Here is a 23,441-nt window from a genome sequence, read left to right as displayed (position 1 = left end):
TTTCGCGCAGAAAATGTTTCGGCTTGTTCTGACTTTTTATCTCCGACAATGGAATATCCGCTATGTTTGCCCTTTTGGAAGCCTTTTTTGTCGAATACGGCTATGCGGCCGTGTTTTTCGTTTTGGTCATCTGCGGTTTCGGCGTGCCGATCCCCGAGGATTTGACCTTGGTAACAGGCGGCGTGATTTCGGGTATGGGTTATACCAATCCGCATATTATGTTTGCAGTCGGTATGCTCGGCGTGTTGGCGGGCGACGGCATCATGTTCGCCGCCGGACGCATCTGGGGGCAGAAAATCCTCAAGTTCAAACCGATTGCGCGCATCATGACGCCGAAACGTTACGCACAGGTTCAGGAAAAATTCGACAAATACGGCAACTGGGTTCTGTTTGTCGCTCGTTTCCTGCCGGGTTTGCGGACTGCCGTTTTCGTTACCGCCGGCATCAGCCGCAAAGTATCGTATCTGCGCTTTCTGATTATGGACGGGCTTGCCGCGCTGATTTCCGTGCCCGTTTGGATTTACTTGGGCGAGTACGGCGCGCACAACATCGATTGGCTGATGGCGAAAATGCACAGCCTGCAATCCGGCATCTTCATCGCATTGGGCGTGCTGGCGGCGGCGCTGGCGTGGTTCTGGTGGCGCAAACGCCGACATTATCAGCTTTACCGCGCACAATTGAGCGAAAAACGCGCCAAACGCAAGGCGGAAAAGGCAGCGAAAAAAGCGGCACAGAAGCAGCAGTAAATCAGATTTTCGACCGTCCGGACGCATTTCGCGTTTCAGGCGGTCTTTGCATTTTCAGGATGAGCCATGAAACAGAAAATTTTTGTCCTTTATACCGGCGGCACCATCGGCATGACGCAAAGCAGCGAAGGCCTGCGCCCCGATACCGCGCTGGTCGGGCAGGCACTCGCGCCGTTTTCAAACGGCATGGATTTCGATTGGCACGTTTGTGGGACGCTGATTGATTCTTCCGCCGTCCAACTGCAAAACTGGTGCGCTTGGCTGGACATCATTGCCGCCGCGCTGCCGCAGTACGACGGCGTTTTGGTGCTGCACGGCACGGACACGCTCGCCTATACCGCCAATCTGTTCGCCCTCGCGCTGCAGGGTTTGGACAAGCCAATCGTCCTGACCGGCTCCCAATGGCCGTACAACGCCGTGGGCAGCGACGCGCCGCGCAATCTGGCGACTGCCGTTGCCGCATTCCCACTCGGATTGAAGCAGACGCTTATTGCCTTTGACGGCAAACTTTATCCCGCCGTCGGCAGCAGCAAAGTCAGCACCGAAACCGCCGCCGGTTTCGACAATCCGCATTTCGGCGCACTGGCGGAGTGGGACGAAACCCAGGGCTGGCACAATGTCCGCATCCCGAATCAGGACACGGCAGATGTTTCAGACGGCCTCAAAATCCGTTATCCCGACCCGCAGGCAAAAATCGCCGTCCGCACGCTTATCCCCGGCTTTGCCGTCCAAGAACTTGCCGACGGACTCGGACAGCTTCCCGCCCACGCCCTTATCCTGCAAAGTTACGGACACGGCAACACGCCCGCAGACGAAGGCTTTATCCGCGCTGTCCGAGACTTCACGCGGCAAGGAAAATTGTTGCTCAACATCAGCCAAGTCCGACAAGGCAGAACTGCCGCCGTTTACGCGCAAGGCAATGCGTTCCGCAACTCGGGCATCATCAACGGCGGCAAATGCAACCTCGAAACCGCCACCGCGCTGATGACCCTCGCCGTATCGCAAGGCTGGGGCGCGGAAGATGTAGAAAAAGAGTTGGCAAGACTGAAGTTATAGCGGATTGAAATGGCAATGACGGGGCGTTGACCGCGCCTTATGCGCCGCCCGTACACGGCATCCCTTGCCGCCCTGCCTTATTTTTATGTGAACCTGCCGCATTGCGGAATCGAAATGAACTTCACCGACACCCACTGCCACCTTGCCGATGCCGCCCTGCGCGAAAACCTGCCGCACATCCTGACCGCCGCGCGGAAAGTTGGGGTGAAGCGGTTTATCGTTCCCGCCACCTGTCCGCAGGATTGGCAAAGCGTGGCGGAACTGTCGGAAATGCCGTCCGAACACGGTCAAATCCGTATTGCGCTCGGCATCCATCCTTGGTTTTCAGACGGCATTGCCGAGCGTGATTGCGTCCGCCTGGAAGCGATGTTGGCACGTTATCCGCAGGCATGGGTCGGCGAAATCGGCTTGGATTTTTACGACAAAACCCAAACGCCGCAGCAGCGCGAACGGCAAATCCAAGTCTTCAGCCGCCAGCTTGAAATCGCGCAAACCCTGCGTCGGCGCGTGATTATCCATAATCTCAAAGCCGCCGCCGACATCGCCGCCGCCGTCAAACGGACGGGCTTTACCTGGGGCGGCATTGTCCACGCCTTTTCCGGCAGTATTGAAGAAGCGCACGTGTTGGCGAAACTGGGTTTCAAAATCGGCATCGGTTCGCTGCTGCTCAACCCGAACGCGCGTAAAGTGCGCGATACGCTTAAAGCCTTGAACGACGGGGATTTCGTATTGGAAACGGATAGCCCGTTTATGTTGAAAAACACCGTCAATACGCCTGCCAACATTCTTCGGATTGCCGAAATTGCCGCGCAGATACGCGGTACCGGCGCGGCGGAAATCGCCGCGATAACGGAACGCAATGCCGACAGCCTGCTCCGTCCCTAGATTATCTTTTTGAATATTCAGAAAATATATTATAATGACCGCGGTTTGATGCCGTCTGAAATTCAGGCGGCGTTTGTTATGGAAGAATTATGAAGCCGTCTATCTTAGAAAAACTGCAACAACTCGGCGACCGGTTGGAAGAAGTTACCCACCTTTTAGGGCAACCCGAAGCCACATCCGATATGGACAACTACCGCAAGCTCACGCGCGAACACGCCGAACTGACCCCCGTCGTCGAAGTATTCCAAAACTATCAACTGGCGCAAAGCGACTTGGCAGATGCCGAAGAAATGCTGTCCGACCCCGAAATGAAAGACTTTGCCGCCGAAGAAATCGAAGCGGCAAAAGCCAAAATCAACACGCTCGATACCGAACTGCAAAAACTGCTGCTGCCCAAAGATGCCGACGACGACAAAAACATCTTCATCGAAATACGCGCCGGAACGGGCGGCGACGAAGCCGCGCTGTTTGCCGGCGATTTGCTGCGTATGTACAGCCGCTACGCCGAACGCAACCGCTGGCAGGTTGAAATCGTTTCCGCCAACGAAAGCGAGTTGGGCGGCTATAAAGAAGTCATCGCCCGTATTGTCGGACTCGGGGCGTACAGCCGTTTGAAATTTGAATCGGGCGGACACCGCGTGCAGCGCGTCCCCGCCACCGAAAGCCAAGGCCGCATCCATACTTCCGCCTGCACCGTTGCCGTCATGCCCGAAGCGGACGAACTGGAAGACATCGAGTTGAACCCCGTCGACCTTCGCATCGACACCTTCCGCGCATCCGGCGCGGGCGGGCAGCACATCAATAAAACCGATTCCGCCGTCCGCATCACCCACCTGCCCACAGGCATGGTGGTCGAATGCCAAGACGGACGCAGCCAACACGCCAACAAAGCGCAGGCGATGAAAGTCCTCGCCGCCCGCCTGAACGACGCGCAAAAACGCGAAGCCCAAGCCAAAGAAGCCGCCGAACGCAAATCCCTCATCGGCAGCGGCGACCGCAGCGAACGCATCCGCACCTACAACTATCCCCAAGGCAGGGTAACAGACCACCGCATCAACCTTACCCTGCACAAGCTGGATTTCGTGATGGACGGCGATTTGGCAGAAATCACCAATGCCCTGATTGCCGAACATCAGGCAGAACTTCTGGCGGCGATGGGCGATTGAGTTTTGTGTTTTGAAATGGAAATGCCGTGCATGCAATCAATTTTAATTCGCCATATTCTACTGATTTGTTTGAATTCAGTGTATTATGCCGTTTCTCAACCATAGGCGACAACTGGACATATTGATGAAGATTGCGATTTACGGTACGAAAAGTTATGACCGCGAACATTTTACCCGCGCCAACCGGCATTTCGGCTTCGAGCTGGAGTTTTTTGATTTTATGCTGGATGCGAAAACGGCGAAAATGGCGGAAGGCGCGGAAGCGGTTTGTATTTTTGTAAACGACGACGGCAGCCGGCCCGTGTTGGAAAAATTGGCGCAAATTGGCGTGAAAACTGTGGCGTTGCGTTGTGCCGGCTTCAATAATGTGGATTTAAAGGCGGCTGAAGAGTTGGGCTTGAAAGTCGTGCGCGTGCCTGCCTATTCGCCCGAATCGGTTGCGGAACATACGGTCGGTCTGATGCTGACTTTGAACCGCCGTATCCACAAAGCCTATCAGCGTACCCGCGATGCGAATTTTTCGCTGGAAGGTCTGACCGGTTTCAATATGTACGGCAAAACGGCGGGCGTTATCGGCACGGGGAAAATCGGTATTGCAACCATGCGGATTTTAAAGGGTTTCGGCATGAACCTGCTGGCTCACGATCCGTTTTGCAACCCCGAAGCGGAAAAAATCGGCGGCAGGTATGTGGATTTGGACGAGCTGTATGCCCAGTCGGACATCATCACGCTGCATTGCCCCGCCACGCCGGAAAACCACTATATGCTGAACGAAGCGGCGTTCGACAAAATGAAAGACGGTGTGATGATTATCAACACCAGCCGTGGCGGTCTGATTGACAGTTCTGCCGCGATTGAGGCGTTGAAACGCCGGAAAATCGGCGCATTGGGTATGGACGTGTACGAGAACGAACGCGAATTGTTTTTTGAAGACAAATCCAACGATGTGATTACCGACGACGTGTTCCGCCGCCTGTCGTCTTGTCATAATGTGCTGTTTACCGGACATCAGGCGTTTTTGACGGAAGAGGCGTTGGGTAATATTTCGGAAGTTACGCTGTCCAATATCCGCGAGGTCGGACAGACCGGCGATTGCGGCAATGCGGTTCGTGCCGACGGCTGACGTGTTTTAAAAGTTTAAAGGAAATGCTGTCTGAACCAGGTTTCAGACGGCATTTGACGTTCAGGCAGCTTGCAAACTTATTTCACTTCCAACTTGGCAACGCCGCCCATATACGGTTGCAGTGCGGCAGGGATGTTGATGCTGCCGTCGGCGTTTTGATGGTTTTCCAATACGGCGACCAGCGTTCTGCCGACAGCCAAGCCGGAGCCGTTCAAAGTATGTACCAAGCGGTTTTTGCCGTTTTCGTCTTTGAAACGCGCCTTCATGCGGCGGGCTTGGAAATCTTCGCAGTTGGAGCAGCTTGAGATTTCGCGGTAGGTATTTTGCGCCGGCACCCAAACTTCCAAATCATACGTTTTGGTTGCGCCGAAGCCCATGTCGCCGGTACACAGGGTAATCACGCGGTAGGGCAGTTCCAAAGCCTTCAGGATGTTTTCGGCATGGCCGACCATTTCTTCCAGCGTTTCGTATGATTTTTCGGGATGAACGATTTGAACCATTTCCACTTTGTCGAACTGGTGCTGGCGAATCAGACCGCGCGTGTCTTTGCCGTACGAACCCGCCTCGCTGCGGAAACAGGGCGAATGCGCGGTCAGCTTCAGCGGCAGTTGTTCGGACGGGATAATGCTGCCGGCAACGGTATTGGTCAGGGTAACTTCAGCTGTCGGAATCAGATATTGCGTGGTTTTGCTCTCGTCGCCGCCACGGGTAACGTGGAACAAATCTTCTGCAAACTTCGGCAGCTGACCCGTGCCTTGCAAGGTGGTGTCGTCCACGATATAGGGTGTGTAATGCTCGGTGTAGCCGTGTTGCAGCGTGTGCGTATCCAGCATGAACTGTGCCAAGGCGCGGTGCAGACGGGCGATTTGTCCGCGCATCACGGTAAATCGTGCGCCGGAGAGTTTTGCACCGCCTTCAAAATCCAAACCCAAAGGTTCGCCCAAATCGACATGGTCTTTGATTTCAAAGTCAAATTCGCGCGGGGTGCCGACTTTGCGGACTTCGACGTTTTCGGTTTCGTCTTTACCGGCAGGTACGCTTTCGTGCGGCAGGTTAGGTATGCTCAACAACCATGCGTCCAATTCTTTTTGAACGGCATCCAAATCGGCGGCAGCCTGTTCCAAATCGGTTTTGATTTGGGCGACTTGATCCATGGCCGCCTGCGCCTCTTCGTGTTTGCCCTGACCTTTCAGTGCGCCGATTTGTTTAGAAATGCTGTTACGCGAGGCTTGTAGTTCTTCAGTTTTCACCTGAACGGACTTGCGTCGTTCTTCCAGTGCGTCAAAACGTGCGGTATCAAAGTCATAACCGCGCCGTGCAAGCCGTTCGGCAACGGCGGCGGTGTTGCTGCGGAGCAATTGGATATCTAACATGGTCTGATTCCCGAATTAATTTGAAACACATTATTGTAAACCAAATTTAAGATATTTTCCCGAATCCGTCCGTGTTTCGACATGCTTGAACCATACCGTCTGATTTGTCAAAACCGTTCGATTTGTGGGAAAATCCCAAGATTGAATTTAACGGAGGGCGACACCGTGTTGGACAGAGAAGGCTATCGCCCCAATGTCGGTATCATCTTAACCAACAACCGCGACGAAGTCTTTTGGGGTAAGCGCGTGCGCGAACATTCTTGGCAGTTTCCGCAAGGCGGCATCAAGCCGGGCGAAAGCCCCGAAACCGCGATGTACCGCGAGCTTTACGAAGAAGTCGGACTTCTGCCGCAACACGTCAAAATCGTCGGGCGGACGCGCGACTGGCTGCGTTACGACGTGCCGAACAACTGGGTGCGCCGCGAATGGCGCGGCTCTTATCGCGGGCAGAAGCAGATTTGGTATCTCCTGCGCCTGACCGGCCGGGATTGCGATGTCAACCTGCGCGCCACCCGCCACCCCGAATTTGACGGCTGGCGTTGGCATCAATATTGGGCGCCCGTTGACGAAGTCATCGAGTTCAAACGCGACGTTTATTTGGGGGCGTTGAAAGAACTCTCTTCCCGCTTCCTGCGCGGTATGGAAAGTTATGAAGACTTTGCCGCCCGCCAACCTTCCGGCAACCGGTAAAACAACGGAACGCAACGCTTTCAGGCCGTCTGAAAGCGTTGTTTTTCTTACTTTCAGATTATTCCTATGGCTAAAAACAACCAATACAGCGAATCCAGCATCACCGTCCTCAAAGGCTTGGAGCCGGTCAAAGAACGTCCCGGCATGTACACCCGCACCGACAGCCCGACCCATATCTGTCAGGAAGTGATTGATAACGCGGCGGACGAGGCGTTGGGCGGTTTCGCTACGGCAATCGACGTGCAAATTCATGAAGACGGTTCGCTTTCCGTACGCGACAACGGCCGCGGTATTCCCGTCGGTCTGCACCCTGAAGAAGGCGTACCCGTAGTCGAACTCGTGTTCACCCGTCTGCACGCAGGCGGCAAGTTCAACAAAAAAGACGGCGGCAGCGCGTATGCCTTTTCAGGCGGCCTGCACGGCGTGGGCGTATCCGTGACCAACGCCCTTTCCACCCGCCTTGAAGTAACGGTTAAACGCGAAGGCAAAATCCACCGTATCGTGTTTGCCGGCGGCGACGTGGTCGAACCGTTGGCACAAGTGGGCAAATGCGCCGTCAAAGACAGCGGCACCGAAGTGCGCGTGTGGCCGGACGGCAAATATTTTGAAAGCCCGAATTACAGCATTCTCGAACTCGAACGCCTGCTGCGTGCCAAAGCCGTGCTGCTGCCGGGTGTGCGCGTTTCCCTGACCCGTCCGGTCAAAGGCGAAGACGAAGCGCACACCCAAACCTGGCATTACCCCGACGGCCTGAAAAGCTATCTGACCGACCTGATTGCCGACGCGCAGGAAGCCGTACCGCTGTTCTCTTGCGAAAACTACATTTCAGACGAACACAACGGCGATTTCAGCATCGGCGAAGGCGCCGCCTTTGCCCTGACTTGGCTGGAAGAAGGCTCGTGTGCCAACGAAAGCTACGTCAACCTGATTCCCACCCCTTTGGGCGGCACGCATGAAGCGGGCTTGAAACAAGCCGTGTTCAACGCCGTCAACAACTTCATCAACCTGCACAACCTCTTGCCGCGCGGCGTGAAAGTGCAAAGCGACGACGTGTTCGGTAAAACCGCCTTCGTCCTCTCCGCCCGTGTCCTCGACCCTCAGTTCCAAGGTCAAACCAAAGACAAGCTGACCAACCGCGATGCGCTGAAACTCGTTGCCACTGTATCGGGCGATCCTTTGGAATTGTGGCTAAACCAAAATGTGGACTTCGGCAAAAAAATCGCCGAACTCGCTATCCGTCAGGCACAGGCGCGGATGCGTTCGGTTAAAAAGATTGAAAAGAAAAAAGGCAGCGGCGTCGCCGTCCTGCCCGGTAAGCTGACCGACTGCGAAAGCGAAGACATCCGCGAAAACGAACTCTTCCTTGTCGAAGGCGATTCCGCCGGCGGCTCCGCCAAACTCGCCCGCGACAAAGCCACCCAAGCCATCCTGCCCCTGCGCGGCAAAGTGCTCAACAGCTTTGAAGTCCACCCCGACCAACTCTTCGGCAACGCCGAAATCCACGACATTTCCGTCGCCATCGGCGTCGATCCGCACGGTATTAACGACCATCCCGATTTAAGCGGCCTGCGCTACGGCAAAATCGCCATCCTGTCCGATGCCGACGTGGACGGCTCGCATATTCAAGTTTTGCTGCTGACCTTATTCTACCGCCACTTCCCGAAACTGGTTGCCGACGGACACATCTACGTCGCCCAGCCGCCGCTGTTCCGCGTCGATGTCAACGCACAAGGCAAAAGCAAACCTGCCCGCAAATTCTACGCCCTCGACCAAAACGAACTCGACAGCATTTTGGAGCGGCTGCAAAAAGAAGGCGTCAAAGAAACCGCCTATTCCATCAGCCGTTTCAAGGGCTTGGGCGAAATGAACCCCGACCAGCTCAAAGACACCACCATGCACCCTGACACCCGCCGCCTGTTGCAGGTGCAAATCCCCGAAGGCGCGGATGACGAGACGCGCGACATCTTCGTCAAACTGATGGGCAAAGGCGAAGCCGCCGCCCGCCGTGCCTGGATGGAACGCGAAGGCGATACGGCGGAACTCGATATTTGAACCGTGATTGCCGCATACGAAAAAATGCCGTCTGAAACCAAATCGGTTTTCAGACGGCATTTCGTTTGGGGATTTATTCTGCTGCGGAAGATTCGGCTGCTTCGGCTTCAACAGACGGCGTTTCGGCGACAGCTTGGGCGGACTGCTGTTGCAAAGCCTGCTGCACGAAAGGATGGTTTTGCGCGATCGCCTGTTCTTCGGGGGTAACTTCGCCTTTGAAACGGTTGTTCAAATCGAAACGTTTGCCGCCGCGCGCCAAGGCTTTCAGATAGCGCGGACGTCGGCAGTGGTTGGCGAGGACGCGTGCAATCAGTGCGGAATCGTATTGCGGCAAAGCGGCAATCAAATCCTGATCGATGCCGAGTGCCAACGGTTTGAAGCGTTTGAACACATCGTATTTGCCGTAGATGTGGTCGGCGATCATTTCGGTCTGTTTCTTTTTGCTCATAGTTTGGACGGCGGATTTCAGTGCCGCACCCAAAGCGGTTTCTTGTGTCATTTCGGTTGTATTCCTCTAAGAATCGTGCGTTCAGACGGCACGGCAATGGTCGGTATTTTAGTATAAAGCCCGTGTTTTGGCTAAATCTTTTTACTTGTCCGAGCGGGCGATATCGGGCGTATCCACGGCAACATCCGCATTTTGCGCGCGATGGCGCAGGGCGTGGTCGATGAGGACTAACGCGAGCATGGCTTCGGCAATGGGGGCGGCGCGCAGTCCGACGCAGGGGTCGTGCCTGCCGTGGGTGGCGAGTTCGACGGGGTCGCCGTTGATGTCGATACTGCGGCGCGGTGTGGCAATGGAGCTGGTGGGTTTGATGGCGATATTGACGTGGATGTCTTGTCCGGTGCTGATGCCGCCGAGGATGCCGCCTGAGTGGTTGGACAGGAAGCCTTGCGGGGTGAGTTCGTCGCCGTGTTCGCTGCCGCGTTGCGTTACGCTGTCAAAACCTGCGCCGATTTCCACGCCTTTTACGGCGTTGATGCCCATCATCGCGTAGGCGATTTCGGCATCGAGGCGGTCGAAAACGGGTTCGCCCAAGCCGACGGGGACATTGGCGGCTTCAATATGCAGCTTCGCGCCGACGGAATCCAACGATTTGCGCACGCTGTCCATATAGTTTTCCAGCTCGGCAATTTGGCTATGGTTGGCGGCAAAAAAAGGATTTTGGGAAATGTGTTCGCAGCCTTCAAACCGGATTTCTTTTTCGCCGACTTGGGTAACGTAGGCGGTGATTTCCGTGCCGAATTTTTCTTTCAACCATTTTTTGGCAACGGCTCCGGCAGCAACGCGGGCGGCGGTTTCGCGGGCGGAACTCCTGCCGCCGCCCCGGTAGTCGCGCGTGCCGTATTTGTGCCAATAGGTATAGTCGGCGTGGCCGGGGCGGAAACTTTGGGCGATGTTGCCGTAGTCTTTGCTGCGCTGGTCGGTATTGCGGATTAAGAGGGCGATGGGCGTGCCGGTGGTTTTGCCTTCGAATACGCCGGAGAGGATTTCGATTTGGTCGGCTTCGCGGCGTTGGGTAACGTGGCGGCTGGTGCCGGGTTTGCGCCGGTCGAGGTCGGCTTGGATGTCTGATTCGGTTAATGCCAGTCCGGGCGGGCAGCCGTCGATGATGCAGCCCAAACCTGCGCCGTGGCTTTCGCCGAACGTGGTCACGGTGAAGAGTTGTCCGAAAGTGTTGCCTGCCATGATTTTTCCCTTTATCAGTATAGTGTGGAAAGATGGCGGATTTTAGCACAAAATCCCGTCCGTCATTGAAGGGGCGGCAGTCAAAGAGTTTGCGTGCGGCGAGGAAAATCGGCTTATAATCCGGTCTGATTTTTCAGGATAGCGATATGAGCGACTACACGCAGCAGCTTCAAGATAAAAAAGACCGCCTTAAAACCCTTTTTGCAGGTTTGGATGTTCCCGAGTGGGAGGTGTACGAATCTCCGGACAAACACTACCGTATGCGTGCCGAGTTCCGTATTTGGCACGAAGGCGGGGAAATGTTTTATGCCATGTTTGAAAAAGGGCAGAAAGCCAGCGGCGCAAGCATGATACGCTGCGACCGTTTTGAAGCAGCTTCCGAGGCTGTCAACCGCCTCATGCCCGAGCTGATCGCCGCCGCCGCGCAATCCCCCGAACTCAAAAAACGCTGGTATGCCGTCGAATTTCTGTCCACGCTCAGCGGGGAAATGCTGGTTACCATGATTTACCACAAAAGGCTTGATAATGAGTGGATGCAGGCGGCGCAAGCGTTACAGCAACAGTTGGATATTTCCGTTATTGGGCGGAGCAGGGGACAGAAAATAGTCTTAAAACAGGACTATGTAACGGAAACTTTAAAGGTCGGTAATCGGGATTTTCGTTATCGGCAAATTGAAGGCAGTTTTACCCAACCGAATGCCGCCGTGTGTCAGAAAATGCTTGAATGGGCCTGCGGTGCAGCAGAAGGATTGGATGGGGATTTGCTCGAACTGTATTGCGGAAACGGCAACTTTACGCTTCCTTTATCTGAAAAGTTTGAACGTGTTTTGGCAACCGAAATCTCCAAAACCTCCATCAGCGCGGCGCAATGGAATATCGAAGCCAACCGCATCGGCAACATCAAAATCGCCCGTCTGTCTGCTGAAGAATTTACCGAAGCCTATACCAGAAAACGTGAGTTTAAACGCCTTAAGGATGGCGGTATTGCTTTGACGGATTACGCATTTTCCACTATTTTCGTCGATCCGCCGCGTGCCGGTATCGATGAGGAAACTTTGAAGCTGGTGTCGCAGTTTGACAACATCATCTACATTTCCTGCAATCCCGAAACGCTGCGTGCCAATTTGGACACCTTGGTGGAAACCCATGCGGTCGAACGCGCCGCCCTGTTCGACCAATTCCCGTTTACGCACCATATCGAAAGTGGTGTATTGTTGAAAAAGAAAATCCTTTGAAAAAGTAAAAGGTAAGGACTATGTACCGACACATCGAATACTATCCCGGCGACCCGATTTTGAGTTTGGTCGAAACCTTCAAAAACGACCCGCGCCCCGAAAAAGTCAATTTGAGCATAGGCATTTATTTCGACGACGAAGGCAAAATGCCCGTGTTGGAATCCGTGAGCCGAGCCGAAACCGCCCGTGCCGCCGCGCCTGCGCCGTCGCCCTACCTGCCGATGGAAGGCTTGGACACTTACCGCAGCGCGGTGCAGCATTTATTGTTCGGCAAAGACAACCCTGCGCTCGCGCAAGGACGCATCGCTACCGTACAAACCTTGGGCGGCTCGGGCGCGCTCAAAGTCGGGGCGGACTTCCTGCACCGCTGGTTTCCCGAAGCGCGCGCCTACGTCAGCGACCCGACTTGGGACAACCATCGCGGCATTTTTGAAGGCGCAGGTTTCGAGGTCGGCACTTACCCATATTACGACCCTGCTGCCGTCGGCGTGAAATTCGACGAAATGACCGCGTTTTTCAACACCCTGCCCGAAAACAGCGTCCTGATCCTCCATCCCTGCTGCCACAACCCGACCGGTGTGGATATGTCGGAACAACAATGGGACGAAGTGTTGCACATCATCAAAACGCGCAAACTGATTCCGTTTATGGACATCGCCTACCAAGGCTTCGGCGGCGATTTGGACAGCGATGCCTACGCCGTCCGCAAAGCGGTGGAAATGGAATTGCCCTTGTTCGTCAGCAATTCCTTCTCAAAAAACCTGTCGCTCTACGGCGAGCGCGTCGGCGGCCTGAGCGTGGTTTGCCCGAATAAGGAAGAAGCGGATTTGGTGTTCGGACAGCTCAAATTCACCGTCCGCCGCATCTACTCCAGCCCGCCCGCGCACGGCGCGTATATCGCCGCCGACGTGATGAACAGCCCCGAACTTTACGCCTTGTGGCAAAACGAGGTTTATATGATGCGCGACCGCATCCGTGCGATGCGGCAGAAACTTTATGATGTCTTAACTGCGCAAATCCCCGATCGCGATTTCACTTATTTCATCAAACAGCGCGGCATGTTCGGCTACACAGGATTGAGCGTGGAACAAGTCCGCAGGCTGCGCGACGAATTTGCCGTTTACCTGCTGGATTCCGGCAGGATGTGCGTCGCCGGACTGAATACGTCGAATACCGACTATGTTGCCCGCGCATTTGCGGAAGTCTTGAAATAAGAGTTTGAAGTAAGTCAAAAGACCGTCTGAAAAATATTTATCTTTCAGACGGTCTCTTTATAATTGGCGCACCCAACAGGGATCGAACCTGTGACCTCCAGCTTCGGAAACTGACACTCTTCCAACTGAGCTATGGGTGCGGAAAACGTAAGGTTAACGTAAATTCTGCAAATTGGCAAAGGTTATCTTGCGCCGGCAGGCGGCGTATGGCGGCATAAGGAGAGTTTTCTTGAGGATAAACCATTATTTTCAAAGGATTGTTTGTTTTATACAGATACCGTTGGCAAATTTTTTCATATTTTCAATGATAGCGATTGGAAAGACCCTGTGAATTCAGTATAATCCAGCAAAATATTGTTAACTGCGTTTAACACACCAAACTATAATTTACAGCACAACCTAACCTGACGGCGAGGCCTACCAAATGAAACAACTCCGCGACAACAAAGCCCAAGGCTCTGCACTGTTTACCCTTGTGAGCGGTATCGTTATTGTTATTGCAGTCCTTTATTTCCTGATTAAGCTGGCGGGCAGCGGCTCGTTCGGCGATGTCGATGCCACTACGGAAGCAGCAACGCAGACCCGTATCCAGCCTGTCGGACAATTGACGATGGGCGACGGCATCCCCGTCGGCGAACGCCAAGGCGAACAGATTTTCGGCAAAATCTGTATCCAATGCCACGCGGCGGACAGCAATGTGCCGAACGCTCCGAAACTGGAACACAACGGCGATTGGGCGCCGCGTATCGCGCAAGGCTTCGATACCTTGTTCCAACACGCGCTGAACGGCTTTAACGCCATGCCTGCCAAAGGCGGTGCGGCAGACCTGACCGATCAGGAGCTCAAACGGGCGATTACTTACATGGCGAACAAAAGCGGCGGTTCTTTCCCGAATCCTGATGAGGCTGCGCCTGCCGACAATGCCGCTTCAGGAACAGCTTCTGCTCCTGCCGATAGTGCAGCTCCGGCAGAAGCGAAGGCAGAAGACAAGGGTGCGGCAGCCCCTGCGGTCGGCGTTGACGGTAAAAAAGTCTTCGAAGCAACCTGTCAGGTGTGCCACGGCGGTTCGATTCCCGGTATTCCCGGCATAGGCAAAAAAGACGATTGGGCACCGCGTATCAAAAAAGGCAAAGAAACCTTGCACAAACACGCCCTTGAAGGCTTTAACGCGATGCCGGCCAAAGGCGGCAATGCAGGTTTGAGCGATGACGAAGTCAAAGCGGCTGTTGACTATATGGCAAACCAATCCGGTGCAAAATTCTAAATTTAGATTAAAATTTCGGATTAAATAAAAACGGGGCAGGTATCTGCTCCGTTTTTTTATGGGAAATTATAGTGGATTAACAAAAATCAGGACAAGGCGACGAAGTCGCAGACAGTACAGATGGTACGGAACCGACTCACTTGGTGCTTCAGCACCTTAGAGAATCGTTCTCTTTGAGCTAAGGAGAGGCAACGCTGTACTGGTTTTTGTTAATCCACTATATTTGTTTGTCCGTGTGGAAATGACATCAAAGGGTGTGAATAGGCTTTTCATCTTTGAAATCTGTCTGCCCGATCGGATGAATAAAAAGTAGGATGATAAAAAAGCTGATGTATGGATACTGGTTTAACCCATTTGTTTTAAAGTTATAGTCGAGATACGTGTATCGGTGCAACCAGTCTGCCGTCGACGAAAATGCCGTCTGAAAGTGTTTCAGACGGCATTTGTCTTCGGGGTTTCAACGGTCAGTCTTCATAATTTTCCATCGGTGGGCAGCTGCACACGAGATTGCGGTCGCCGTACACGTCGTCCACGCGGTTGACGCTCGGCCAAAACTTGTGTTCGCGCACGAAGGGCAGCGGGAAGACGGCTTCTTCGCGGGAATACGGGCGCGCCCAGTCGCCGGTTATATCTGCGGCGGTGTGCGGCGCGTTGACCAGTGGGTTGTCGTCTTTCGGCCATTCGCCGCGCCCGACTTTCAGCACTTCCTGTTTGATTTGTTTCAGGGCGGCGATGAAGCGGTCGAGTTCGGCTTTGCTTTCGCTCTCGGTCGGCTCGATCATCAGCGTACCGGCAACGGGGAAGGAAACCGTCGGCGCGTGGAAGCCGTAGTCCATCAGGCGTTTGGCGATGTCGGTTTCGGTAATGCCACTTTCGGCTTTGAGCGGACGCAAATCAACGATACATTCGTGCGCGACGCGGCCGTTTTTGCCTGTGTACAGAATCGGATAGTCTTCGCCCAGCCGTTTGGCGACGTAGTTGGCGTTGAGCAATGCCCAGCGTGTCGCCTGTTCCATGCCTTGTTTGCCCATCATGGTCAGGTACATCCAAGTAATCGGCAGGATGGATGCAGAACCATATGCTGCGGCAGCCACGGCGGTTTGCTCGGCACTTGTGCTGTGGGTGTCGGTCAAAGCGTGTCCTGGTGCGAACGGGGCGAGGTGGGCTTTCAAGCCAATCGGACCCATGCCCGGGCCGCCGCCGCCGTGAGGGATACAGAAGGTTTTGTGCAGGTTCATGTGCAACACGTCCGCGCCGACTTCGGCAGGCTGCATGATGCCGATTTGGGCGTTGAGGTTGGCGCCGTCCATGTAAACCTGTCCGCCGTTTTCATGGACGATGCGGCAGATGTCGCGGATGCCTTCTTCGTACACGCCGTGGGTGGACGGATAGGTAATCATGATGGCGGACAAAGCGTCGCGGTGTTGCTCGGCTTTGGCTTTCAAATCGTCGATGTTGACGTTGCCGTGTTCGTCGGTATCGACGACGACGACTTTCAAACCGAGCATGGCGGCGGTGGCGGGGTTGGTGCCGTGGGCGGATTTGGGAATCAGGCAGATGTTGCGCTGCGCTTCGCCTTGCGCTTCCTGATAGCGGCGGATGGCAAGCATACCGCTGTATTCGCCCTGCGCGCCGGAGTTGGGCTGGAAGGAAATTGCATCAAAACCGGTGATGGATTTCAGGCTGTTTTCCATATCGGCGAGCAATTCGCGGTAGCCGGCGGTTTGCGCTTCAGGAGCGTAAGGATGGATGTCGGAGAACTCCGCCCAAGTAATCGGCAACATTTCCGCAGTCGCGTTGAGTTTCATGGTGCAGCTGCCCAATGAAATCATGCTGCGGTTCATCGCCAAATCGCGGTCTTCGAGTTTTTTCAGATAGCGCAACATTTCGTGTTCGGTGTGGTAACGGTTGAACACAGGATGTTGCAGAATGTCATCTTGACGCAGCAATTCGGCGTTCAGACGGCCTTTGACATCATCGGCAAATGCGAACGCATCCTTGCCGGTAAACGCGCGGTACAAATCAACCAAATCTTCGTATGCCGATGTTTCATGGAATGCAGCCGCAACTTGAGTATCGTTGACGCGGCGCAGGTTGTAACCCGACTCTAAAGCAGCGGCAAACACTTGGTCTGCTTTCTCTTTGTTGCCGAAATCGACGGTAACGGTATCGAAGAAGACTTCGTGAACCACTTTGATGCCGTCTGAAACCAGTGCATCGGCAAAGGCAGAAGCCAGCGCGTGAATGCGGTTGGCGATGCGTTTCACGCCTTCAGGGCCGTGGTAAACGGCATACATACCGGCCAAATTCGCCAGCAATGCCTGCGCGGTACAAATATTGGACGTGGCTTTTTCGCGGCGGATGTGTTGCTCGCGGGTGGACAACGCCATACGCAAGGCAGGTTTGCCCGATGCGTCTTTGGATACACCGATGATACGGCCCGGGGCGGAACGTTTGAACTCGTCTTTAAACGCGAAATAAGCAGCATGCGGACCGCCGAAGCCCATCGGCACGCCGAAGCGTTGCGTGTTGCCCAAAGCAATATCTGCACCCAATTCAGCCGGAGACTTCAGCAAAACCAAGCTCATGATGTCGGCGGAAACGGCGACAATCGTGCCTTTGGCTTTCAGACGGCCTATAACGCTTTGCAAGTCTTGCACGTCGCCGTCTTTGCCGACGTATTGGAACAGCGCACCGAAGTATTCGCCTTCCTCCGCTTGGGCAAAATCGCCGACCACCAATTCAAAGCCGAAATACTTGGCGCGGGTTTTCATCACGTCCAAAGTTTGCGGATACACGCGCTCGTCCACGAAGAAACGCTCGGATTTTACCTTGCCCACGCGGTGCGCCATCGCCATCGCTTCGGCGGCGGCAGTTGCCTCGTCCAGTAAAGACGCGCCCGCCACAGGGAAACCGGTCAAATCGATGCACACTTGTTGGAAGTTCAACAATGCTTCCAAACGACCCTGCGCGATTTCCGCCTGATACGGCGTGTAGGCGGTATACCAGCCAGGATTTTCCAATACGTTGCGCAAAATCACATTCGGCACGCGGGTCGGGTAATAGCCTAAACCGATATAGGACTTGTTGATCACGTTTTTCGACGCAATGCCTTTCAATTTCGCCAATGCGTCCGCCTCGGTCAAGGCCTCGGGCAAATCGAGTTCAGACGGCATACGGATGCTTTGCGGCACGGTGTTGCCGACAAAATCGTCCATACTTTTCTCGCCGACAGCGGCAAGCAACGCCGCTTCGTCGCCGAAACTCAAATGCCGCGCGGCAAATTCGTTGGGGTTGAACAGTTCGGACAGTTTCATTTCTACTCCTTCGGGTTTGTAGGGCTGCCATCAGGCAGAATTTTTAGACATCGGATGATTCGGGCAAGGGTAGCACAAAAGACGGGATAATGGCGGACAATGCGCCAGAATGCAGCAGGTCAGGACAAGCAGCGCCACAAGCGGCAGCGATAAGGGAAAGCCGCCGCCCAAAACCATGAAACCTGCAGGCACCAGCCAAGCCAATGGATACGCCGGAAGCGGAAAAACAATATTGAGCAGAACCAAAATCACGACAAACAGCGGCAGACCCGCCATCAGGTTGGCACGCCTGTATGTTGCGTACGGGTCGGATGCTTCTTCAGGTTCGCAATATTCCATGATTTCAGCCTGTCCGGGCTTTATCCACAGCAGGCTCGGACGGTCGGTCATGCCGTCTGAACCGGCAGGCCGTCTTTTTCAAAAAACGCCATACCGCTGCAACTTCATGCGGCTGTATGGCGTAGGTTTTGCACTTCAGACGGCATATGCGTCCCGAAGCAGTTTGGTGTTCCAGTCGGTTCATGATTATAGTGGATTAAATTTAAACCAGTACGGCGTTGCCTCGCCTTGCCGTACTATCTGTACTGTCTGCGGCTTCGTCCGCCTTGTCCTGATTTTTGTTAATCCACTATATATAAACAACTTGGGTGCGGATAAACCTTTGTTTATCTAAACCCCTGTTTTCTCAAAAATTGATTCAAATCTTCGGCAAATTTCCGATAGCCTTTGCCGTTGGCGTGGATTTGGTCGGATTTCAGATTATTATCGCCCAAAATTTCCGCCCACGCGCCGCCGAACAGCGGAATGCCGTATTCCTCGGACAAATCCTCATACAGCGGATGATCGCTCAAATGCCCGAACAACGCGCCCAAGGTAATGTGCGGCACGCCGACGAGGACGGCGGGGATGTTTTCCTTCTGCACGGTTTCGATGATTTTCGCGATATTGGCGCGGGTCTGCTCCTTGGGAACTTTGCGCAGAAAGTCGTTGCCGCCTATGCCGACAATCACAAGCTTGGGTTTGCGTGCCAACAGCGCGGGCAGGCGCGACAGGGCTTGGGCGGATGTATCGCCCGATACGCCGCCGTTGACAATATTCCAACCCGTCAGTTTTTGCAGTTGCGCGGGGTAGGATTCGCCAGGGTTTGCGCCGTAGCCGAAGGTAAGCGAATCGCCCAAGGCAAGTACGGTGCTTCCTTCGGGAATTTTGGCGTGGGTTCGGGCGGATTTTCTGCCGCAGGCGGTAAGGAGCAACGCGCCTGCGCCGAGGAGGAAGGTTCTTCTGTTCATTGGTTTTTCAGATGGCATCGAGCCATTTCGGGTGGTATTTCAGGGTTTCACGGTAAACCGGACAGCTTTCGGCGTGCGCGCCTTTGAGGTAGCCGGTACTCATCAGAAATTCGCCGACGATTTCGCCGCCGACGAATTTGAAATGTTTTTTAAAGAGTTTAACCCATTCGTCTTTGCTTCGCGGATGGTGCGTGTCGAGCCAGTTCTTGAACGAGCCGTATTCTTGTTGCAACGCTTGGATTTGCCGTGCATTGAAAATGGCGGCATCGATTTTCAGGCGGTTGCGGACGATGCCCGCATCGGCAAGCAGCCGCTCAATATCGGCTTCGTCAAATGCGGCAACCGTATCGATGTCGAACCTTTCAAATGCCGTCTGAAATGCCTGCTGCTTCTTCAGCATCAGCGTCCAGCTCAATCCTGCCTGATTGATTTCCAACACCAGCCGCTCAAACAATTCATTGTCGTCCTCAATCGGAAAACCGTATTGCGTGTCGTGATAATGTTTGTTCGGGTTGTCGGTGTTTTCGGGAAGTGAGGCGGCAAATTCGCAATAGTTCACGGTTTACTCGACCATCTGTTGCGCCGCCTGTTTTAGTCCCTGTTCGAGTGCGGCGGTCATCGCGGCGTAGCCGTCACCCTGCTGTTCGGTTTCGATATGGAAGGGTCTGTTCGTGCCGTCGGGTAGGACGGCGTAGCCGCTGATGAGGGTTTTGCCCGTGTAGCTGCCTTGGAATGCGTCAATATAGACCGTCCATTTTTCGGTACTGCCGCTGCGTGAGGCAGGAACAAAGATGCGTGTGCTGTCCAAACGGTTGAATGCATTGCTCAACGCCGCTTCGAGCATATCGTCCAAGGTGTCCGCCCAAACGTGGTTTTGTGCGGTGTTGAGGCGGTAGGGGTCGGTTTGATAGACCAGTCCGCCGCGTTTGAGCGGTTCGGCAAGGCGGACTTCGACGGCGGTTTCGCCGCCTTGCGTTGCAGGGCGGATGTAGCGGCTGTCGGGCAACACGAAATATTGTGTGCTTTGCACAGTACCGCAGGCGGCAAGCGTCAGGGCGGCGGCGATGGGGAAGAGGCGCATTATCGGCTTCCTTTCGGGATAGGGTCTTTGCTGCTGCTGTTGAAAATCAGCGCGTTGGGTTTTTCTTTCAAAGTGTTAATGACGGGTTGAACGTCTTTTAAGGTTTTGTCCAAACTTTGCAGCGTATTTTGTACGTCGCCGTAGATAGGCGATTGAGGCGATACGCCTTGCAGGGTTGTGCGCAACTCTTTCAGGGTTTGGTTCAGTTCGTTCGGAATGTTTTGTGTCTGCGGTTTGCCGACCAGTTTGTCGATGGAGCTTAGGGCGGCATTGGCAGATTTGAGTGTGGATTTGAGCTCGGCAAGCGAACCGTTCAATTCGGCAACCGTCTTATCTAAAGGCAGTTTGTCGAACTTGTCCAGCAAATCCGCCAATTTGACCTGCAAATCGTCCAAACCGCCGCCCTGGGTCGCGATAACGGTATCGCCTGCATAAACGGTATGCGGTCGCAGCTTGGGCGAAGACGAAGGCTGATCGTTCAACTCAATCATTTTGCTGCCGGTCAGCAGGTTGTTGCTGGAGATGGTGGCGGTCAGGCCTTTGTTTAAGGCCGTCTGAAATTGTTGTTTCCAATGTTCTTTGCTTTGCTCGTCGGCATTGATTTCCAAACGGGAAGGCTCGATGCGGATGCGTACGGGAATCCAACCGTTTTCAAACAGATGCAGGCTGTCGTTGCGGTCGAAATAAGGGACATCGGAAACCACGCCGACATTCAGCCCTTTGTACTCGACGGGCGAACCGACGGTCAGTCCGCGCACGGATTGTTTGAAAAACGCGGTGTAATACAGCGAGCGGTCGTCAGGCAGGTTGGCGACTTCGCTGCGGCTGTCGTAAAGCGTGAAGCTGTCTTCGCTTTTGACGTTTTTACTGTTTTTGGTTTTCGGCGAATCAAATGAAATCGCGCCCGACAGCAGGGCAGGCAGAGGGGCGGAATTGAGTTTGATGCCGCTGCCTGTGGTTTCGATATTGATGCCGCTTTCCAGCCAAAAACGGCTGGCGGAATGAATCAGTTTGTCGTTGGGGCTTTGGATGAAGATGGTGTAATGCACGCTTTGGTCGGACGGGTCGAAATGCGCGCTTTCGACTTGCCCGACCATAAAGTTTTCATACAAAACAGGGCTGTTGACGTTGAGGATGCGGTCGTTTTTACCAATCAAATTCAAGCGCAGCCCGCTTTGCCCGATGGCGGTAACGGGCGGAATGTCCTGCACTTGGAACACGTCTTTTGCCTCGTCGCTTTTGCCGGGTGTAAAGGCGATGTACGAACCCGAAAGCAGCGTACCCAAACCGGTTACGCCGCTTTGGTCGATACGCGGCTTGACCACCCAAAACTGGGTATCGCTGCGGATGAGGCCGGATACGTCCGCATTGAGTTGGGCGGTTACTTCCACGCCTTTTTGGTCGTCGCGCAGTTTGATTCGGGTAACGCGTCCGACATCGATGCTCAATACTTTGATGACCGTATTGTTGACCTCAATGCCTTCCGCGCTGTCCATCAAGAGCGTAACCACAGGCCCCCTGTTGCGGATTTCCTTAACCCAAAGCCAGCCGCCGGCAATCAGCGCGATCAGCGGAACCAGCCAGACGGCGGAGAGCAAGGTGTTGTTTTTGCGGACGCGTGCTTGGGCGTGTCCGTTTGGAGGAGGGCTGTTGTCAGTCATATTTTTCCGTTTCGTTGAAAGCAATGCCGTCTGAAGCGCGTTTGTCCCAAAGCAGGCGCGGGTCGAAATAATAGGCGGACAGCATCGTCAGAATCACGACCAGGCAGAAATAGACTGCCGCACTGCCCGGAATGACGCGCGCGGCATAAGTGTGGAACGAACACATCAAAATAATAATCACAAAAATATCAATCATCGACCAGCGGCCGACCGCTTCGGTAATGCGGTAGAGGTGCGACAATTTCTTTGCGCCTGTCGGCAAAGCGAAGCGGGCGGACGCAATCAGAACCGCCATTGCCGCAATCTTCAGCACCGGCACCAAAATACTCGCGCTGAAAATAACCGCCGCAATCAGCCTGTCGCCCTCGTCCCACATATAAGCGATGCCGTTAAGGATGGTATTGACCTCCGTGGCGGCAGGATTGGACGAAATCATAATCGGCAGGATATTGGCAGGGAAATACAAAATAACCGCCGCCGTCAGAAACGCCGACGAAATACTCAGACTTTTCGGCCGTCGGCGGTACAGTTCCGCACCGCACACGCCGCAGGGGGATTCGGCACTGTCGCGGAAATACAGGCAGCGGCTGCAACAGGTTTTACCTTCCGATGCCGTCTGAACCGCATTATCCCCCGTCAGCCGCCCGATTTGAAAATACACCCAATGCTGGGGAACCGATACCGAAGTCCGAATCAGCATAACCGACAGCGCGAACATCAGATAAAACGCCGATCCGAAGCGAACCTCTGCCACAGACGAGAGCTTGATATACGCCACCAAAGTGGAAACAAAAAACACATCCACCATCATCGCCTGTCTCAAGCGCACCATCACACGCGTTGCCAAACGCAGCGCAGGATACGCCTGTTTCCGTATCAGCGCGGCATAGACATACAGGCACAGCAGCAGAAACAGAACCGGCGCGCCGAAGGTCAGCACAAACATCACTTCGGCCAAAAAACCATAATCCTGAAACACCATCAGGCGCATCATCTCGGGCAGCGAAAGGACGGATGCCGCACCCGGTATTCCGACCTCGATATACGTCATACCGTAAGCAAACGCCATTAAAATCAGCGAAGCCGCCGCATAGGCGGGCGGGGCGGAAAAAGGATGCCTGCCCACCCTGAAGAGCTTATAGCCGCAGCGCGGGCAGAACGCCGCCTCCCCCCTGTCCAATTGCGGCACATCCGCGCGGCAGCCGCATTCCGGGCAATCTACCGTATGCGGCGGCAGGGCTTCATCGCGGCAGTTGCCGCGAAGGCTGTGGGGGATATTTTCGGCAAACGGCTTCATCGGGAAAGTGGCAAATATAAGTGGCGGCATTATAAAGGAAAAAAGGCGATACACCCAATCAGGATGCAAAACCGGCAGGTTCGGCAGTATGAACAAACCCTTGGTGTCCGGCAAAAATATTTTTTCGAGCGGCTGTCCGCCGACTGCCGAACCCATTTGATAAAATCCCGATTCTGTAAAGAATAGTAAAATACCTGCTTAAAAACATCACGAAAATGATATTTTTTCCAAAAATATGTGATAATAAATTTCGTTTATGATTCTTTATTATTTTTATAGTGGATTAACAAAAATCAGGACAA

At 54.3% G+C, this 23,441-nt stretch carries 21 protein-coding genes and 1 tRNA gene; 11 read left to right on the top strand and 11 right to left on the bottom strand.

Annotation, left to right across the window (positions count from 1 at the left end):
* Positions 1 to 62 precede the first annotated feature (62 nt).
* From HMPREF2959_RS09530 to HMPREF2959_RS09510, 5 genes are all read left to right on the top strand, one after another.
* Entirely contained in the window at positions 63 to 746 is a 684-nt protein-coding gene (locus HMPREF2959_RS09530; RefSeq protein ID WP_002212633.1) for a DedA family protein, read from the top strand.
* A 66-nt stretch (positions 747 to 812) separates the two neighbouring features.
* A complete protein-coding gene (locus tag HMPREF2959_RS09525) occupies positions 813 to 1,802 on the top strand; it encodes an asparaginase (protein WP_002243768.1) in 990 nt (329 codons plus the stop codon).
* A 114-nt stretch (positions 1,803 to 1,916) separates the two neighbouring features.
* Positions 1,917 to 2,687: a TatD family hydrolase gene (locus HMPREF2959_RS09520; protein WP_002243767.1), complete on the top strand. Its 771-nt coding sequence runs from the start codon at positions 1,917 to 1,919 to the stop codon at positions 2,685 to 2,687.
* Positions 2,688 to 2,776: 89 nt separating this feature from the next.
* Complete coding sequence (prfA, locus tag HMPREF2959_RS09515) at positions 2,777 to 3,853, top strand: peptide chain release factor 1 (protein WP_002243766.1); 1,077 nt, start codon at positions 2,777 to 2,779, stop codon at positions 3,851 to 3,853.
* Between the two features lie 124 nt (positions 3,854 to 3,977).
* Complete coding sequence (locus HMPREF2959_RS09510; RefSeq protein WP_002243765.1) at positions 3,978 to 4,976, top strand: 2-hydroxyacid dehydrogenase; 999 nt, start codon at positions 3,978 to 3,980, stop codon at positions 4,974 to 4,976.
* Positions 4,977 to 5,053: 77 nt separating this feature from the next.
* On the opposite strand, the gene serS is transcribed toward HMPREF2959_RS09510, so the two are convergent.
* A complete protein-coding gene (gene serS / locus HMPREF2959_RS09505; protein WP_002243764.1) occupies positions 5,054 to 6,349 on the bottom strand; it encodes a serine--tRNA ligase in 1,296 nt (431 codons plus the stop codon).
* A 165-nt stretch (positions 6,350 to 6,514) separates the two neighbouring features.
* On the opposite strand from serS, the gene HMPREF2959_RS09500 reads away from it, so the two are divergent.
* Positions 6,515 to 7,039: an RNA pyrophosphohydrolase gene (locus tag HMPREF2959_RS09500; protein WP_002237284.1), complete on the top strand. Its 525-nt coding sequence runs from the start codon at positions 6,515 to 6,517 to the stop codon at positions 7,037 to 7,039.
* 66 nt (positions 7,040 to 7,105) lie between these two features.
* Complete coding sequence (parE, locus tag HMPREF2959_RS09495; RefSeq protein ID WP_002243763.1) at positions 7,106 to 9,091, top strand: DNA topoisomerase IV subunit B; 1,986 nt, start codon at positions 7,106 to 7,108, stop codon at positions 9,089 to 9,091.
* 73 nt (positions 9,092 to 9,164) lie between these two features.
* Here parE and HMPREF2959_RS09490 read toward each other — a convergent pair whose 3' ends face one another.
* Together HMPREF2959_RS09490 and aroC are read right to left on the bottom strand one after the other, a co-directional pair.
* The gene (locus HMPREF2959_RS09490; protein ID WP_002237282.1) at positions 9,165 to 9,590 is read right to left on the bottom strand and encodes a ProQ/FINO family protein; all 426 of its coding nucleotides are present in this window, start codon (positions 9,588 to 9,590) and stop codon (positions 9,165 to 9,167) included.
* 90 nt (positions 9,591 to 9,680) lie between these two features.
* Positions 9,681 to 10,781, bottom strand: a complete 1,101-nt coding sequence (gene aroC / locus HMPREF2959_RS09485) for a chorismate synthase (protein ID WP_070696736.1) — start codon at positions 10,779 to 10,781, stop codon at positions 9,681 to 9,683.
* A 146-nt stretch (positions 10,782 to 10,927) separates the two neighbouring features.
* On the opposite strand from aroC, the gene trmA reads away from it, so the two are divergent.
* On the top strand, positions 10,928 to 12,016 hold the full coding sequence (trmA, locus tag HMPREF2959_RS09480; protein ID WP_002243761.1) for a tRNA (uridine(54)-C5)-methyltransferase TrmA: 1,089 nt from the start codon (positions 10,928 to 10,930) through the stop codon (positions 12,014 to 12,016).
* A gap of 20 nt (positions 12,017 to 12,036) precedes the next feature.
* Positions 12,037 to 13,230, top strand: coding sequence for an amino acid aminotransferase (locus HMPREF2959_RS09475; RefSeq protein WP_070696734.1), 1,194 nt, complete (start codon positions 12,037 to 12,039; stop codon positions 13,228 to 13,230).
* A gap of 64 nt (positions 13,231 to 13,294) precedes the next feature.
* Here the strand turns inward: HMPREF2959_RS09475 and HMPREF2959_RS09470 are convergent.
* Positions 13,295 to 13,370: transfer RNA gene (locus tag HMPREF2959_RS09470), tRNA-Arg, on the bottom strand.
* Positions 13,371 to 13,654: 284 nt separating this feature from the next.
* Between HMPREF2959_RS09470 and HMPREF2959_RS09465 the strand changes: the two genes are divergently transcribed.
* Positions 13,655 to 14,494 (top strand): c-type cytochrome, encoded by an 840-nt coding sequence (locus HMPREF2959_RS09465; RefSeq protein WP_002216672.1) that lies wholly within the window; start codon positions 13,655 to 13,657, stop codon positions 14,492 to 14,494.
* Between the two features lie 464 nt (positions 14,495 to 14,958).
* On the opposite strand, the gene gcvP is transcribed toward HMPREF2959_RS09465, so the two are convergent.
* Together gcvP and HMPREF2959_RS09450 are read right to left on the bottom strand one after the other, a co-directional pair.
* Positions 14,959 to 17,811: an aminomethyl-transferring glycine dehydrogenase gene (gcvP, locus tag HMPREF2959_RS09455; RefSeq protein WP_070696732.1), complete on the bottom strand. Its 2,853-nt coding sequence runs from the start codon at positions 17,809 to 17,811 to the stop codon at positions 14,959 to 14,961.
* Positions 17,812 to 17,841: 30 nt separating this feature from the next.
* The gene (locus tag HMPREF2959_RS09450; RefSeq protein ID WP_002222137.1) at positions 17,842 to 18,201 is read right to left on the bottom strand and encodes a hypothetical protein; all 360 of its coding nucleotides are present in this window, start codon (positions 18,199 to 18,201) and stop codon (positions 17,842 to 17,844) included.
* Between HMPREF2959_RS09450 and HMPREF2959_RS13560 the strand changes: the two genes are divergently transcribed.
* Positions 18,200 to 18,484: a hypothetical protein gene (locus HMPREF2959_RS13560; RefSeq protein ID WP_371441806.1), complete on the top strand. Its 285-nt coding sequence runs from the start codon at positions 18,200 to 18,202 to the stop codon at positions 18,482 to 18,484. The two genes, HMPREF2959_RS09450 and HMPREF2959_RS13560, sit on opposite strands and share 2 nt — an antisense overlap.
* Here the strand turns inward: HMPREF2959_RS13560 and HMPREF2959_RS09445 are convergent.
* The 5 genes from HMPREF2959_RS09445 to HMPREF2959_RS09425 are packed head-to-tail and all read right to left on the bottom strand — an operon-like array spanning position 18,477 to position 23,295.
* Complete coding sequence (locus tag HMPREF2959_RS09445) at positions 18,477 to 19,118, bottom strand: arylesterase (RefSeq protein ID WP_002220465.1); 642 nt, start codon at positions 19,116 to 19,118, stop codon at positions 18,477 to 18,479. The two genes, HMPREF2959_RS13560 and HMPREF2959_RS09445, sit on opposite strands and share 8 nt — an antisense overlap.
* On the bottom strand, positions 19,108 to 19,659 hold the full coding sequence (locus HMPREF2959_RS09440; RefSeq protein WP_002243758.1) for a DNA-3-methyladenine glycosylase I: 552 nt from the start codon (positions 19,657 to 19,659) through the stop codon (positions 19,108 to 19,110). Before HMPREF2959_RS09440 ends, HMPREF2959_RS09445 begins: the two co-directional genes overlap by 11 nt.
* Positions 19,660 to 19,662: 3 nt before the next feature.
* Positions 19,663 to 20,181: a PqiC family protein gene (locus tag HMPREF2959_RS09435; protein ID WP_002229795.1), complete on the bottom strand. Its 519-nt coding sequence runs from the start codon at positions 20,179 to 20,181 to the stop codon at positions 19,663 to 19,665.
* The gene (gene pqiB, locus HMPREF2959_RS09430; protein WP_002240694.1) at positions 20,181 to 21,842 is read right to left on the bottom strand and encodes an intermembrane transport protein PqiB; all 1,662 of its coding nucleotides are present in this window, start codon (positions 21,840 to 21,842) and stop codon (positions 20,181 to 20,183) included. The genes HMPREF2959_RS09435 and pqiB overlap by 1 nt, the downstream gene beginning before the upstream one ends.
* Positions 21,835 to 23,295 carry a paraquat-inducible protein A gene (locus tag HMPREF2959_RS09425; protein ID WP_161625083.1) on the bottom strand — a complete coding sequence of 487 codons (1,461 nt, stop codon included), beginning with the start codon at positions 23,293 to 23,295 and terminating at the stop codon, positions 21,835 to 21,837. The genes pqiB and HMPREF2959_RS09425 overlap by 8 nt, the downstream gene beginning before the upstream one ends.
* Positions 23,296 to 23,441: the final 146 nt, after the last annotated feature.

The sequence above is a fragment of the Neisseria sp. HMSC070F02 genome, from assembly GCF_001814225.1.
Lineage (GTDB): Bacteria > Pseudomonadota > Gammaproteobacteria > Burkholderiales > Neisseriaceae > Neisseria > Neisseria meningitidis.
Note: the sequence above shows the minus strand (reverse complement) of the source record. Positions and strands in the feature narration are given on the sequence as shown.